Below are 14,080 nucleotides of genomic sequence, written 5' to 3'. Positions count from 1 at the left end.
CGAACTTTTACCTATTTTTTCACAATATCAAATGGAACAAGAAGAGCCAACCGCTCCTTTTGTTCCATTTTTCATATCTCGTTTTTCAATTATTGGCGGTAAGCGCGCAAATTATTCTGCCGGCATCGTCTGTTCATATCGGGAGCCGGGCGCCAGTTTTCTCTCTTTCACCAACAGGGTAGCCCCGAGAGCCGCAAACAGGACGACCGCTACCGCCAACAAGCTGTCCTGCAGGGCGTGTATAGAGGCGTATTTTTTCACCAGCTGACTGACCATTTGTACAGCCAAAATAGCGGCATCCTGCGCTGAGAAGCCCTGGCTCAAAAACAACTGCTCCCACTGCCGGATGACTTCCGTATGGATCGGCCCTGTGGCTGTGACACTCTCCGCCAAATGGGCCGCATGCTGGACGCTGCGATGGGAAAACAGGCTGATCAGGGCTGCGATTCCCACCGAGGTAGCCACCTGCCGGCAGACATTGGTTATGACCGAGGCGGCGGGAACCCGATTCTGATCGGAAATGCATATCAGCGGTATTTGCATCGACGTCATCAGGCAAAGTCCCAGACCGATCCCCCGCAAAGTGAGCAGCCATTGCAGATGAGTGTAGTCGGTATTGAGATCGACAGCAGCAATCCACAGACCGGAAATGGCGCAGAAGAGAATCCCTGTGAATATCAACGGTTTCAGTCCGGTTTTGAAAGCCAGGAAGCCGCACAGAGGAGTGATCACTCCGGAAGCGATCGCCTGCGGGAGAAGCAAAAGGCCCGTTTCCATCGCGGAGTGGCCCAGCATGTTCTCCGAATAGATCGGCAGCAGGTAGATCAGGCCAAAGTTCCCTGCCATCAGCAGGCTGTTGACCAGCAAGCCCAAGGAAAAATCACGAATGAGAAACAGACGCACATCCACCAGCGGGTGCTCTGTGGAGAGCTCCCAGACCACAAACAAGACTCCGGCTGCAAGCGCCGTCAAAAACAGCGAGACGATGGGGAACGAGTCCCAGCCCCACTCCTCTCCTTTGGTGCAAGCCAGCAGCAGGGCTACCAGCATGACTGCGGAAAAGAGAAAGCCGAACAGATCAAACGGGTGGTCCTTTTTCGGCTCGCTCTCCTGCAAAAAGTGCCAAACCAACAGCATCGCCAGCAGCCCAAACGGAATATTCACGGTGAAAATCAACCGCCAATCCAGATACTGTACGAAATAGCCGCTTAGGACAGGGCCGATCGCCGGGGCGACAAAAACGGAGATGCCGAACACGCCCATGGCTGGACCGATTTTTTCCCGCGGTACGACATACTGAATCATCGACTGGCCGATCGTCATCATCAACCCGCCGCCGACGGCTTGAATGATCCGGGACGCCACCATGGTGCCGCTGCTCCAGGCGAATCCGCAGAAGCACGATCCCAGCGTGAACAGGAAGAGGCTGGCGAGGTAGCTCTTTTTTAGCCCGAAACGCGTGCTGGCGTACCCGGAGAGCGGAATAATCGCTGCCATCGCCAGGGTATACGCAGTGATCACCCACTGAATCTCGTCGGCAGAAACCCCGAATACGCTCATCATCTCCGGAATCGCCACATTGACGATGCTCGTATCGAGGACGGCCATGAACGTGCCGAGGACAATCGCAAAGACGCCGGGCCAAAAATTTTTCTGCGGGTTCATCTGCTCACCCCCTCATCTCACGTGAATGGCAACGGCGGCATTGATTCCGGGACGAAGATCAACCGTTTCGTCAAAAAAACCGATCTTCACCGGAATTCGCTGTGTCACCTTGGTAAAGTTGCCTCCGGCATTGACGGGCGGCAAGAGCGAAAAAGCAGATTGGGCGGCCTCCCCGAGCTTGATTACCTTGCCTTGAAACCTCCTGCCCGGATACATGTCGAGGGTGATATCGACCAGCTGCCCCTCCTTGACCAGCCGGGCCTCTGTCTCTTCCACATTTGCCTGCACGTACAATTGGGTTTTGTCAACGACCAGCGCCACCGTGCTGCCGGCGCCGACCACTTCTCCCGCTTTTGCTGTCCGCTGCAGGATGACGCCGCTGATCGGAGAACGGATCAGCAGATGCTCCAGCACTCCCCCGGCAGCCAGCGTCGACTCTTCTTGTTCGGCGACGACCTGGTTTGCTTGCACCTGGCTGCCTTCGTCAAACAATAGCCGTTTGATCTTGCCGGCGACTTTCGGGGCAATCTTGTAAATATCCCCTGTAACAATGGCGTCTTCCGTCTTTACGTAATAGTAATTCTGGTAGCCGTAATAACCAGCTGTCCCGGCAAACACCAGTATGATGACCATAACGAGAAGGAGAAGCTTCCCCCGGTTTTTATCCATCCTGCAATACCATCCTTTCTTTTTCCAAACCGACCGTCGGTATAGATATGGATAATAAGTAAGGAGCGACCCGGTCTTGCTACGCTCCCGTTTTGCTGCCTTTTTGTTTGAGGTAGTATTGACGGCCGAGGAAACGAACCAAAAAAGTAACGGCAAAGCCGAGAATGTTCCAGGTATGAACCAGCATAATCCCGATTTCTCCCGGGATGACATTCAGCGTATACAGCACGGCGAAGGCAAATGACAGGCCAAACGAAAGCGCCCATGCCGCCGTAAGCCAATAGTTGGTGGAAACGAATAGCGGTTGATCATGAAACTGTGGGGCGACCGTCTTTTTGGCGTACTGCAAGGTAAACGGCTTTTTGACAAGCAAGGAAAGAATCGTCGTCAAGGTTAAGATGCCGTAAACGAACAATTGGGTAAAGTCAAACAAACGGACGTCCGGAAAGAGGATGGCGATGGCCAGGCTGCAGAAAAAATACCAGGTCTTCACTTTAATGATCGTATTTACCTCGCCAAATCGCCTTTTTTGGAACAAGCGGATCGCTAAAGTAAGCAGCAGTCCGACGGAAAAGCCGACAACCGGCGGGTGTAGTTGAAAGGCGACAAAAAACGGAATCAAATCAAGGACAATCCAAAACAACATGTTCATAGACGGCCCACTCCTTGGTAAGATATAAGATACAAATCAAAAAAATCGATTAATCGCGCAGAATGCGCATCAAGATTTGCAGGATGTCTTCCTCGTCGAGAGGTCTTTCGCCCTGCTGGATGATTCCGAGGATTCCCGAGCCAAACATGTGGGCTACCAGATACTGCGCGGTTTTTCGTGCGTCTAACGCCTTGGAGATCGCACCGCCCTGCTGTCCGGTCTCAATCCACTTCGTCTGCAATGTCACGCTAAACTCGTAAAAGCGGCGAAGAATCTCGGCAATCTCCGGTTTTTCTTTCTGGCTGAGCAAGTAGACAAAAATCTGCAGTGCTACGTTGCCCTCCGCTCTCATCATCTGAGAAAAACCCTTGATGATCGCTCGCAGCGGAGTTTGCAGATCTCCTCTCGCGCTCTTGCTAACTTGCAGGGCAAAATTTTCGTTCACCTGTTCCAGCTTGGATTGCAAGACCAGGGCAAACAGTTCATCCTTGCTCTGCACGTAGTGGTAAATCGCGCCCTTGGAGAGCCCGGTCCGCTTGATAATCTCCTGCAGTGTAGTCTGACTGCAGCCCCGTTCGCGAATAATTTCTTCTGTCGTCGCCAGCAGCAGTTGAAAACTGGGATTGGTATGGAAAGATTGAGTCATATCGCTTCTCCTTTGCTTGTTGACTTGTCATGAAAATAGTTTACAAACCGGCGGTCGGTTTGTAAAGAAAAAAATAAAAGAATCGCCGCTGCGGGCAAAACTAGCGACGATTCTTTTTCCTTCACTGCACCTTATGTCTTTCCGCCGGAATCAGCAAATTGAGCAGCACCGCGCCCAAGGCGCCAACGGTAATGCCCGAGGACAAAATGTAGCTGGCGAAGTCAGGCAGACCCTGCAGCACGTCTTTCGGAAGCACCGTTACCGCGATGGTAAGCAGCACCGGGATACCGATCACCATCATGTTTCGCTCGTCAATCGTGATCGGTTGGATCACCTTCATGCCGTTCGTAATAATCGCTACGCAGACGATTCCAAAGATCCCGTTGATCACCGGTTCGGGGATGCACGTAATCGCGGCAGACAGTTTGGGAACCAGTCCGAGTGCGACCAGAATGCCGCCCGCTGTCATAATCGCCATGCGGCTCCCGACACCGGTCACGGCAATCAGTCCGGCGTTTGAGGAATAGCCTGTCATCGGTGTCCCGCCGAAGAGAGCGGCGAAAAAGCAGCCGATGCCCTCGCCCGCTGCAGCGCGGTTCAGACGTTGTTCAGACAATTCGCTGCCCGTGACACTGGAGACGACGAACCAGGTCCCGGTCGTCTCGATCAAGATGATCAGGTAGACGAACGCCATCGTCAGCACCGCGCTCCAATCGAACACTGGTGCACCGTACGGCAACAGCTTTGGCAGAGACAGCCACGCCGCCTCCTGCACCCGCGAAAAATCCACCGTGCCGAAAAACGATGCGGTAACCGTTCCGACAACGATGGCGATGATCACGGAGATGAGCCGGAAAAAGGTGCCGGCACCCTGCGCTTTTTTTCCGAGCAAGATGCAGATGACGAGTACTGCCGCCGAAACCGCCGCGACCAGGCAGTTCACGCCGATGCTGCCGGGAGCGTTGTAGATGTTGCCCATGCCAATCGGCATTAAGGCGATGCCGACGATGATGATCACCGTACCGCCGACCAGTGGAGGAATGATCTTTCGCACCGCCTTGGCAAACAGCCTGAGCGGATAGCCGAGCAGGGCGATGAGCAGTGCGCCGGGAATCAACGCCCCGGTGACCGCGCCCAGCCCCAGTTTTCCGCCAATCGCGGCGATCGCCCCGATCGGCACGTAGGATGGACCCTGCACCACCGGCAGCCGCATGCCGAAACCCGTTTGGATCAGGGTAGCGATGCCGGTGCCCAGGAAGCACATTTGGATGAAGAATGACGTATTCCCCTTGTCGAGGGCTAAAAGTCCCGCAATAATGATAGGCGCGATGTACAAATCCATCGCCAGTACATGTTGAAGGCCAAGCAAGAACGCCTTCCCGAATCCGATTTTGTCGTCGACGCCGACGACCAGACGAACGCCCTGACGCGTCTGTTCCACTGGTTTCTTCCTCCCCTGTTTTGTTGTCACGGATAGTTGATAGGAACCTATTTTTCCGTTAATGATTTGGATAGGCATCATTATAGTCGATAAATGTCGAATTGCCTAGTGAATTCACGTACATTTTTTATATAAAAAAAGAAAATGTTCGTATTTTATTGACTCCACTCCGCAGTCTTGCTTACAATAGTAACGACATCACTAAGAGAAGAAGGGAATGCCCGATATGAACACGCTCGATGCCGTGCTTAGCCGCGATTGGATCGTCGCCTGCCGCTCCATTGACGTAGCGGACAAACCGCTGCAGGTAACCATCATGGGAGAGAGGATTGTCTTGTACAGAAGCACTGACGGAATCCGTGCATTCAAGGACCTGTGCATCCACCGCGGTGCCGCGCTGTCGCTCGGGTGCGTTCGCGACGGCCACCTCGTCTGCCCGTATCACGGCTGGGAATACGACGCTTCCGGCAGCTGCGTAAAAATCCCGCAGCTCCCGGCTGATCAAGCCATTCCGGCCAAAGCGCGGGCCATCTCCTACAGCTGCATGGAACAGTACGGTTTTATCTGGGTAAACCTCGCCGGCAACGAGCCCGAGCTGCTGCCATACCCGGAATTCTTCCAGCCCGGTTACCGCAATGTCGTCTGGGGCCCGCAGGAGGTCAACGCCAATCCGCCGCGCATTGTGGAGAACTTCCTCGACGTCGGTCACCTCGCCGTTGTCCACGAAGGCTACCTCGGGACTTCCACGCATCAGGAAATCGGCGATTACCGCGTCCACCTGGACGAATCAGGCATCCGTTCCGATGAAATCGCCATTTTCCAACCTGACCCCGACGGTTCGGGCCAGGCCAAGTACGTCTACTACACCTATGAAATCTTGCGGCCGCTGACGGTCCGCTTTACCAAGCGGGATCGGGAAACCGACCAGCGGATGTCGATTCTGCTGACCGTCCGCCCGGTGGAAGAGGGGCATTCTGTCGCCTACGGCATCCTCTCATTCAACTACGACACGGGAACGACCGACGAGGAAATCATTCAATTCCAGGACATGATCTTCGCGCAGGACAAGCCGATCGTGGAAAACCAGAAGCCGGAACACCTGCCGCTCGATCTGCAAGCAGAACTGTCGCTGAAAATCGACCGCGTCAGCATCGCCTACCGCAAGTACCTGGCTGAACTGGGTGTCAAGCTGGGCACCGCATGACGCCAAAAAACCCTCGAACCGCGGCATTTCGCCTGATTCGAGGGTTTTTCAAGTCGTCCAGTCAATATCCGGATGAATCGGCTGTCTTGGCTCCAGTCACGATCGCCACGCTGGCACTGGCTCCGATCCGGTTGGCCCCGGCGCCAATCATGGCGGCGCAATCTTCGTAGCTGCGAATGCCGCCCGACGCCTTTACGCCGACGTCCGTGCCTACCGTCTCGCGCATGATCCGGACGTGCTCTGCCGTGGCACCAGCCGTGCCGAAACCGGTCGATGTCTTTACAAAATCGAGACCAGTCTCCTTCGCCAGTTTGCAAACCTCCACAATCTGCGTCTCGTTCAGATAGCATGTCTCCAAAATGATCTTGATCACCAGCGGCTTCCCGACCTCTGAGCGCAACTGAACGAGTCGTTCCATCTCTCGTCTCACCAGATCGTATCTGCCGCAGAGCACGTCACTCAGGTTGACCACGTAATCGAGCTCATCTGCTCCATTGGCGACGGCGTCTTTTGCTTCAAAAAGCTTTGCCTCCGTCGTGGACGCTCCCAGCGGGAAGCCGATTACGGTACAAACCTTGACATCTGTGCCCTGCAAGGCCCGGGCTGCCAGCGGAACGAAGCAGGGATTGATGCAGACGGATGCAAAGCGGTATTCCTTTGCCTCGGTACAAAGCTGCAGGATTTGTGGATCGGTTGCGTTTGGTTTGAGCAGGGTGTGGTCGATGATATTTGCAAATGATGTTTGCACAGGTTTTTCTCTCCTCTCGAAAGCATTAGCGCTGCTGGAGAAAACGGGTTACTTCCGCTTTGGTCGGCATCGACGGGGCTGTTCCCGGTTTGGTGACGGACAGTGCTGCCACCGCATTGGCGCAGCGTATCGCCTCGCTGATGCTCTGGCCTTCTGCCAACGCATGGGCCAGCCCGCCGTTAAATGCGTCGCCGGCGCCGGTCGTATCGACCGCGTCCACTTGGAAACCGGGGTAGAGCGTTCCTGTGTTTCTGCCATTGTAGTAGTAACAGCCCTTTTTCCCGAGCGTGATGATGACTTGCGGCACTCCCCACTGATACAGTACTTTGGCTGCCAGGCAGGCGGATTCCTCATCCGTTACTTCGATTCCCGTCAAGAGAGAGGCTTCCGTCTCGTTGGGCGTAAGATAGGTCACTTTTTGCAGCAGCTCCTTGGAGATCTTCTGGTAAGGGGCCGGATTCATAATAACGGGCACGCCGTGTTTCTGGGCGAGCTCCAGCGTCTTCTTTACCGCCTCAAGGCTGGTCTCCAGCTGGACGAGCACCACGGCAGAGTTGCGAATCGTCTCTTCCGCCTGTTCCACATCTGCGGATGTCAGTCTGCCGCATGCGCCCAAGGCGACGACAATCATGTTCTCGCTCTGATCGTCCACGGCGATCAGCGCAACCCCGGTCGCCTCCTCGCGATCAATAAACACGTAAGAAGTATCGATCCGTTCACGGGTAAAATTCTGCAGCGCATCCTTGCCGAATTGATCTTCGCCTACTTTTGTGACCATAAAGACCTGTGAGCCTTGTCTGGATGCAGCGACCGCCTGGTTCCCGCCCTTTCCTCCGGGACCCATGCGGAATGGGCCGCCCAGGACGGTTTCACCCGGCTTCGGCATATGCGGGGTGCGGCTCATCAGATCCACGACGTAACTCCCCACGACGGTAATGTGTCCCTGACTCACTTTACTTCCCTCCAAGCTATCTCGTTTTGACCTGGTCGATGTTTTCCTTGGTTACCAATGTGGAGTCCAGAATGACCGACTTCTCTACTGTCTCTCCTTTGGAAATTTTTTCTGCCGTTTTGATCGCTTCTTTTCCCAGGAAGTACGGAGGCTCTGCGATCGTCGCCTCCATTTTGCCGGAACGGATGGCATCGAGCGCAGGGTCGACGGCGTCGCAGCCGATCAGCGTGATCTTATCCAGCCGTCCGGCCGCTTCGATCGCAGCCAGTGCGCCAAGGGCCATCTCATCGTTGGCAGCGTAGACAGCGTCGATTTCCGGATTGGCCTGCAGGATGTTCTCCATCACGCTCATCGCTTTTCCGCGGTCAAAATCAGCTGCCTGCTGGGCGACGATTTTGATGTCGGGGTGCTTGGCGATCGCTTCATTAAATCCTTTGCTGCGGTCACGGGCTACGTTGGTCCCCATGATGCCTTGAATCTCCACCACTTTGCCCTTGCCGTTCAGCGCCTCGGCGATGAAATCACCAGCGATGTTGCCCGACTTGATCGCGTCAAACCCGATATGGGTGATGACTTCTCCGCCGTTCGATTGGCGATCGATCGTAAACACCGGGATGTTCTCGTCATTCGCTTTCTTCACCGCTTCCGCGATGGCGTCGCTGTCCGCCGGGTCGACGATTAAGATGTCCAGCTTTTGCTGCAGCAGGTTTTCCACATCGGCCAACTGCTGGCCGGGGTTGTTCTGCGCATCCGTCACGACCAGTTCGTAGCCCAAGTCCTTCGCCTGGGCTTCTGCGCCCTCTTTTACCGCTACGAAGAACGGGTTGTTCAGCGTGTTCATCGACAAGCCCACTTTCAGCTTCTTCTCTGCCGGCGGCTGTGCCGACTCTCCCCCCTTCTGCTGGGTATCGCCGCTGCCGCTGCCGCCGCATCCCGCAAGGAACAGCGCCGCCGACAAAACGAGGGTGATGGCCGAAAACAAACCTTTTTTCATGATGAATCCTCCTTATATTTCTATCTTGTTTTTATTTTGGAAAACTTGCTGTCAACCAGTACGGCCAGCAAGATTACCAAACCCTTGGCGATGCTCTGGTAAAACGGGGAAACGTTCATTAGATTCAGAACATTGTCGAGAATCCCCATGATTAACGCCCCGAACAGCGTACCGACAATTCCACCTCTCCCCCCGGCCAGACTCGTCCCCCCGATGATTACGGCGGCAATCGCATCCAGCTCGATACCCGTTCCGGCTGTAGGCTGTGCCGACATCAGCCTGGATGTGTAGATAATCGCCGACAGGGCGGAGAGCAGACCGCCGATCCCGAAGACAGCCAGCTTGATCGTATTGACCGGAATCCCCGACAGCCGCGCCGCTTCTTCATTGCCCCCGATCGCGTAGATATAGCGGCCGAAGCTCGTGCAGCGGAGCACCCAGTACATCAGCGCAAACACCGCAAGCATGATGATGATCGGCAGCGGCACGCCGGCAATTTTGCCGTTTCCGATAAAGCGAAAAGCGTCATTGCTCACCACCACCGGGTATCCCTTGGTATAGACCAGCGTCATTCCCCTGGCGATGACCATCAGAGCCAGGGTGGTGATGAAGGAAGGAATCCCCCACCTGGTGACAAAAAGCCCATTGATGAGGCCAAACAGCAGCCCGATGAGCAAGGTTACCGGAAGCACGACGACGAGCGGCAGGTTGGCTGTTATCATACCGGCAGCGATCGCCCCGGTGAAGGCGAGAACGGAACCGACTGACAGATCGATCCCGGCGATCAGGATGATCAGTGTCATGCCCGCCGCAATAATCGCCGTGATCGAGACCTGGCGCACCACATTCAACAGATTGTTAACCGTCAGAAAGGAGTCGGACAGAATGCCGGCTGCCAGGCACAAGGCTGCGAATATGATCAAAACGCGGTATTTATTTACGAGTGCCAGTCCTTTTGTCACCTTATTTTCCCCCTGTTGCATAAAGGAATATTTTTTCTTGTGTCGCTTCCTGAATCGGCATTTCACCCGTGATCCTGCCTTCGTGCATCACGGCGATCCGGTGGCTCATCCCCAGCAGTTCCGGCATTTCGGAAGAGATCATAACGATGGCCAACCCTTGTTCTGTAAGGGTTTTCATTAGCTGGTATATCTCTGCCTTGGCACCGACGTCGATCCCCCTCGTCGGCTCGTTGAGGATCAGCACCTTGGGGTTCATCTGCAGCCATTTGCCCAGCACCACTTTTTGCTGGTTGCCGCCGCTTAGCGTCCCTGCCTCAACCGCGGGATCGTGCACCTTGATTTTCAGCAGGTCGACCCATTTTTCGACGATGGAGGTCTGTTTGGCTCTCTGCATCAAAGTCCCTCCGGCGGAAATCCGCCGATAGCTCGGCAAAAGCAGGTTCTCGAACACCGACATGATCAGGACGAGCCCTTCCCCTTTGCGGTCGTCCGAGACCAGTGCGATCCCTGCATCGATCGCCTCGCGCGGAGATCTGATGCGGGTTTGCCCGTTTACGGTAATCGTCCCTTGCATATTCGGGTACAGTCCGAACAGCGCTTTGGAGAGCTGAGTGCTGCCAGAGCCCATCAACCCGCCAATCCCGAGAATCTCGCCTTCGCGAACCGTCAGATTGATGTCGTGCAATTCCCCTTTGACCGTGAGATGTTCCACCGTCAGCACGGGCTGGCCCAGCTTTTCGTTTCTTTCCGGGTACAGATCGGTAATATCCCGTCCCACCATCATCTTGACGATATCGTCCCTGGTGACTTCTCCGGCATTGGCGCTGCCGATGTACTTGCCGTCGCGGAGCACGGATATCCGGTCGGCGATCTGCTCCACTTCTTCCAGCCTGTGTGTGATGAAGATGATCGCCATGCCTTGCTTTTTCAGCTCCAACATGATCCGCAAGAGCTGCTTGGCATCCTCCCCGTTCAACACGGCAGTCGGCTCGTCCATGATGATGATCTCGGAAGCGTAAGAAATCGCTTTGGCAATCTCGACCAGCTGCTGCTCCGCGATGCCGAGCTCGCTCACCAGTGTTTTGGGCGAAACATGTTTTAAGCCGACCCGCTCCATCACCGCTTGCGCCTGCTGATGAAGCCGCTTCCAGTCGATCACGCCCCTCACTCTGCGCGGCTCCCGCCCAAGGAAGATGTTTTCCGCTACGCTGAGGTTGGGCACCAGGTTAAACTCCTGATAGATAATGCTGATGCCCAGCGCTTGCGATGAACGGGGCCCCTGAATCACCGCCTTGCTGCCATTGATGTAGATGCTGCCTGCGTCAGGCTGATGGACGCCGGCCAACACTTTCATCAGCGTCGACTTGCCTGCCCCGTTTTCGCCCAGGAGCGCGAGAATCTCGCCTTTTCTCACTTCGATGTCGACCCGGTCCAGCGCCTTGACCCCCGGGAAGTGCTTGCAGATTCCTTCCATCTTTAAAGCGATCGTATCCAAGTTGTATCCCCCTTCCCCGTCTGACCTCGCTCAAGCGGCTTAATAAGCGACGCCGGCGACCAATATCACGTTGGCATAAGGCGTAAACTCTCCGCTGCGGATAAACCCGCGCGCCTGCTTGGTCGTTTGCTTAAATTCCGCATGCGGCACATACTCCACAGGAATGCCGGGAAATCTCCGCAAAATTTCCTCATTCATCTGCGGGCTGACTGTTTTGATCTCCTCGGCAAGGATAATCTTCTCTACCGTCAATTCCGTCAAAATCGTGTCCAGCGTCTCCAAAAAACCCGGGGTGCCTTCCTTTAAAGCCAAATCAATCCGGGTGCGGACGTTTTCCGGCAGAGGCAGTCCGGCATCGGTGACAACGATGTAATCCGTGTGTCCGGTTTCCGCGATCAATTTGTTAACTGCTGGATTGAGAATGCCGCCTTTTTTCATGTCGATTTCAACCTCCAAAATGTAAACGTTTAGATTTTTGACTATGCAGATTTTATTTCAATCTGCACGATTGGCGTATGTTCAGTTCGGGAGAAAGCACGTAATGGCGCTTTGCCCCATCCAATCCTTCTGCCATCCGTTCGTGGAGGATCTCGAAAGCTACCTCCCCCAGCTTGCGCATCGGCCTTGATACCACAGTGAGCGGCGGGTTGATGAACGTGGCGATATCGACGTCGTCAAACCCGATAAAAGCGACTTCTTCCCCTATCTTCCAGCGGAGCTCCATCAGCGCCTTGACGCAGCCGATCGTCATCAGGTTGTTTGACGAGAAAATGGCTGTCGGCCTCTCGGCAAGGCTGTGCAGCTCTTTTGTCAGACGCGTGCCGCTCTCTTCCCTGAAATCCCCTTCCAGAATGTACTCCGGAACCAGCGGCAGGCCGTATTCTTCGAGCGCCCGCCTGTAACCGACAAACCGCTCGTAACCCGGCGTGGTATTTTGCGGGCCGCAGATAATCGCGATTTTTTGGTGCCCTTGCAGGATCAGGTGGCGAGTCGCCTGATAGGCCCCGTCGATATTGCCGACCAGCACGGTGTCTACTTCGAACCGTTTGATCGACCGGTCGACGGCCACGATCGGAATCTTCGCGTCGATCACCGCCTGCAGGTGATCGCCCTGCTCGTCGGCAGTAGTGATAATCAATCCGTCAACGCTCCGCTCCATCAGGATCTTCAGGAGCTCTGTTTCGGTCTCAGCCGATTCGTTGGTGTTGCACAAGATGGTGAAATACCCTTTCTCTCTGGCCTTCTGTTCGATCCCCGAGACGACCAGGGGAAAGAACGGGTTGTTTAGGTCCGGGATGATGATGCCGATCGTGTTCGTCGTTTTTTTCACCATGCTTCTCGCGACGGCGTTGGGAATGTAGTTCAGTTCTTCGATGGCTGCCAGGATGCGGGCTTTCGTTTTTTCCCTTACGCCCCCCTGCCGGTTGATCACCCGGGAGACAGTGGCTGTCGAGACATTGGCCCGCTTTGCTACATCTTCAATCGTCGGTTTAGACAACAGGTATCAGCTCCAAAAATGTAAACGTTTAGATTAATTCTGGTAAAAAACGCCTATCACCCTGCTATTCCAAACAGAAATCCGCGGTAAAAGCGCTTTCTTTTTCCTTGTATTTTAAATTATCACAAACTTGTATCAAAATCAATCTAAACGCTTACATTTATTTTCCCCTTTCAGCTTTTCATCGTTTTTTCATGAAAGCTGTTTAAGATGAAACTATCTTTTTCTGACTGGAGTGAACACAAATGACCCGCTGTGATGTCTTGTTTGTCAGCAGTAATGGAGACGTTCATTTTGTGGGGAGCAAGCAGAGGTTTGAAGAGCGCTGGAACCATACAATGGTTGACTTTTTTCATACTGACATCCACTGATGGAAAGGACCTGTAAATCATGGTTGAACTCATTTCAACATGGCCGATATGGCAAACGATTCGCGTATTGGGAATGGTATCGTACCTCCTGCTGTTCACAGGAATCTGTCTCGGCATTCTTTACAGCATGCCATTTTGGAAAGGGAAGACAAAAGCTGCGCTTTACAAATATCATTCGTCCGCAACGGTTGCCGGCGTATTTTGCGGTATTTTCCACGCCATGCTTCTGGTCATTGACTTGCATATGCCATTTTCCTGGAAGGAGATTCTGATCCCCTTCGCTTCCAGGAACGAACCGCTGTGGAACGGCCTCGGCACACTCGCCCTGTACGGCATGCTGATCATCACCTTCACCACCGACATCAGAACGAAACTGAAAAAAAATGTGTGGCGCGCGATCCATTTCTGTTCCTATCCTGCCTTTATCGCCGCCTTGGCGCACGGCATGGGCGCAGGAACGGATACGAAGCGTTTTCCGATCTATTTGATGTACATCTGCACCTCTGGCATAATAGTTCTGCTGTCGGTCATTCGAATCTGTTTCAGGAGGAAGCAAAACATTGCACATCTTGCTAATCGAGGATGATACCAAATTGGGTTCTCTGCTTCACTACAAGCTTAACCGGGAGTATCATACCGTAGATTGGGTCTCTGACACTGCGCTTGTCCATGAGTACTTGCAAAAAAGTCGGTATGACCTCTACATTTTGGATTGGATGATGCCCCACTAGAGCGGTATCGAGATTTGCCAAGAAATAAGGAAAAGGAAAGATCCCACCCCTA

The 14,080-nt window shown here is 54.2% G+C and carries 15 protein-coding genes; 3 read left to right on the top strand and 12 right to left on the bottom strand.

Translation table 11 applies throughout. The annotated features are described in order from the left end of the window. Positions 1-111 precede the first annotated feature (111 nt). From HGBM_RS11495 to HGBM_RS11475, 5 genes are all read right to left on the bottom strand, one after another. A complete protein-coding gene (locus HGBM_RS11495) occupies positions 112-1,665 on the bottom strand; it encodes a DHA2 family efflux MFS transporter permease subunit (RefSeq protein ID WP_019121251.1) in 1,554 nt (517 codons plus the stop codon). A gap of 12 nt (positions 1,666-1,677) precedes the next feature. Beyond that, complete coding sequence (locus tag HGBM_RS11490; protein WP_019121250.1) at positions 1,678-2,334, bottom strand: HlyD family secretion protein; 657 nt, start codon at positions 2,332-2,334, stop codon at positions 1,678-1,680. Positions 2,335-2,413: 79 nt separating this feature from the next. Continuing rightward, positions 2,414-2,986, bottom strand: a complete 573-nt coding sequence (locus tag HGBM_RS11485; protein ID WP_019121249.1) for a hypothetical protein — start codon at positions 2,984-2,986, stop codon at positions 2,414-2,416. Positions 2,987-3,035: 49 nt separating this feature from the next. Further along, positions 3,036-3,632, bottom strand: a complete 597-nt coding sequence (locus HGBM_RS11480; RefSeq protein ID WP_019121248.1) for a TetR/AcrR family transcriptional regulator — start codon at positions 3,630-3,632, stop codon at positions 3,036-3,038. Positions 3,633-3,753: 121 nt separating this feature from the next. Next, positions 3,754-5,073, bottom strand: a complete 1,320-nt coding sequence (locus HGBM_RS11475; protein WP_019121247.1) for a uracil-xanthine permease family protein — start codon at positions 5,071-5,073, stop codon at positions 3,754-3,756. A gap of 226 nt (positions 5,074-5,299) precedes the next feature. Between HGBM_RS11475 and HGBM_RS11470 the strand changes: the two genes are divergently transcribed. Further along, the gene (locus HGBM_RS11470; protein ID WP_026074340.1) at positions 5,300-6,277 is read left to right on the top strand and encodes an aromatic ring-hydroxylating dioxygenase subunit alpha; all 978 of its coding nucleotides are present in this window, start codon (positions 5,300-5,302) and stop codon (positions 6,275-6,277) included. 61 nt (positions 6,278-6,338) lie between these two features. On the opposite strand, the gene deoC is transcribed toward HGBM_RS11470, so the two are convergent. From deoC to HGBM_RS11435, 7 genes are read right to left on the bottom strand one after another with little or no spacing between them, the layout of a single operon-like run. Next, a complete protein-coding gene (deoC, locus tag HGBM_RS11465; protein WP_019121245.1) occupies positions 6,339-7,025 on the bottom strand; it encodes a deoxyribose-phosphate aldolase in 687 nt (228 codons plus the stop codon). 25 nt (positions 7,026-7,050) lie between these two features. Beyond that, entirely contained in the window at positions 7,051-7,977 is a 927-nt protein-coding gene (gene rbsK / locus HGBM_RS11460) for a ribokinase (RefSeq protein WP_019121244.1), read from the bottom strand. Positions 7,978-7,993: 16 nt separating this feature from the next. Continuing rightward, the gene (locus tag HGBM_RS11455) at positions 7,994-8,971 is read right to left on the bottom strand and encodes a substrate-binding domain-containing protein (protein ID WP_019121243.1); all 978 of its coding nucleotides are present in this window, start codon (positions 8,969-8,971) and stop codon (positions 7,994-7,996) included. A gap of 20 nt (positions 8,972-8,991) precedes the next feature. Beyond that, positions 8,992-9,954, bottom strand: coding sequence for an ABC transporter permease (locus HGBM_RS11450; RefSeq protein WP_035286890.1), 963 nt, complete (start codon positions 9,952-9,954; stop codon positions 8,992-8,994). Continuing rightward, positions 9,935-11,428: a sugar ABC transporter ATP-binding protein gene (locus tag HGBM_RS11445; RefSeq protein WP_019121241.1), complete on the bottom strand. Its 1,494-nt coding sequence runs from the start codon at positions 11,426-11,428 to the stop codon at positions 9,935-9,937. Before HGBM_RS11445 ends, HGBM_RS11450 begins: the two co-directional genes overlap by 20 nt. A gap of 39 nt (positions 11,429-11,467) precedes the next feature. Then, complete coding sequence (gene rbsD, locus HGBM_RS11440; RefSeq protein WP_019121240.1) at positions 11,468-11,866, bottom strand: D-ribose pyranase; 399 nt, start codon at positions 11,864-11,866, stop codon at positions 11,468-11,470. A 52-nt stretch (positions 11,867-11,918) separates the two neighbouring features. Beyond that, entirely contained in the window at positions 11,919-12,926 is a 1,008-nt protein-coding gene (locus HGBM_RS11435; protein ID WP_019121239.1) for a LacI family DNA-binding transcriptional regulator, read from the bottom strand. A gap of 390 nt (positions 12,927-13,316) precedes the next feature. Between HGBM_RS11435 and HGBM_RS11425 the strand changes: the two genes are divergently transcribed. Beyond that, positions 13,317-13,883 (top strand): ferric reductase-like transmembrane domain-containing protein, encoded by a 567-nt coding sequence (locus tag HGBM_RS11425; RefSeq protein ID WP_019121237.1) that lies wholly within the window; start codon positions 13,317-13,319, stop codon positions 13,881-13,883. Beyond that, a complete protein-coding gene (locus HGBM_RS29540) occupies positions 13,858-14,028 on the top strand; it encodes a response regulator (protein WP_019121236.1) in 171 nt (56 codons plus the stop codon). Before HGBM_RS11425 ends, HGBM_RS29540 begins: the two co-directional genes overlap by 26 nt. The last annotated feature ends 52 nt before the right edge of the window (positions 14,029-14,080 follow it).

Origin of the sequence: Brevibacillus massiliensis, assembly GCF_000311785.1 — a bacterium.
GTDB lineage: Bacteria > Bacillota > Bacilli > Brevibacillales > Brevibacillaceae > Brevibacillus_C > Brevibacillus_C massiliensis.
Note: the sequence above shows the minus strand (reverse complement) of the source record. Positions and strands in the feature narration are given on the sequence as shown.

What these genes read in the sequence shown, in the direction of transcription:
- HGBM_RS11425 (WP_019121237.1), top strand. Translation starts at nt 13,317, where the DNA reads ATGGTTGAACTCATTTCAACATGGCCGATATGGCAAACGATTCGCGTA.
- HGBM_RS11485 (WP_019121249.1), bottom strand. Translation starts at nt 2,986, where the DNA reads ATGAACATGTTGTTTTGGATTGTCCTTGATTTGATTCCGTTTTTTGTC.
- HGBM_RS11470 (WP_026074340.1), top strand. Translation starts at nt 5,300, where the DNA reads ATGAACACGCTCGATGCCGTGCTTAGCCGCGATTGGATCGTCGCCTGC.
- HGBM_RS11455 (WP_019121243.1), bottom strand. Translation starts at nt 8,971, where the DNA reads ATGAAAAAAGGTTTGTTTTCGGCCATCACCCTCGTTTTGTCGGCGGCG.
- HGBM_RS11480 (WP_019121248.1), bottom strand. Translation starts at nt 3,632, where the DNA reads ATGACTCAATCTTTCCATACCAATCCCAGTTTTCAACTGCTGCTGGCG.
- HGBM_RS11450 (WP_035286890.1), bottom strand. Translation starts at nt 9,954, where the DNA reads ATGCAACAGGGGGAAAATAAGGTGACAAAAGGACTGGCACTCGTAAAT.
- rbsD (WP_019121240.1), bottom strand. Translation starts at nt 11,866, where the DNA reads ATGAAAAAAGGCGGCATTCTCAATCCAGCAGTTAACAAATTGATCGCG.
- HGBM_RS11490 (WP_019121250.1), bottom strand. Translation starts at nt 2,334, where the DNA reads ATGGATAAAAACCGGGGGAAGCTTCTCCTTCTCGTTATGGTCATCATA.
- HGBM_RS11495 (WP_019121251.1), bottom strand. Translation starts at nt 1,665, where the DNA reads ATGAACCCGCAGAAAAATTTTTGGCCCGGCGTCTTTGCGATTGTCCTC.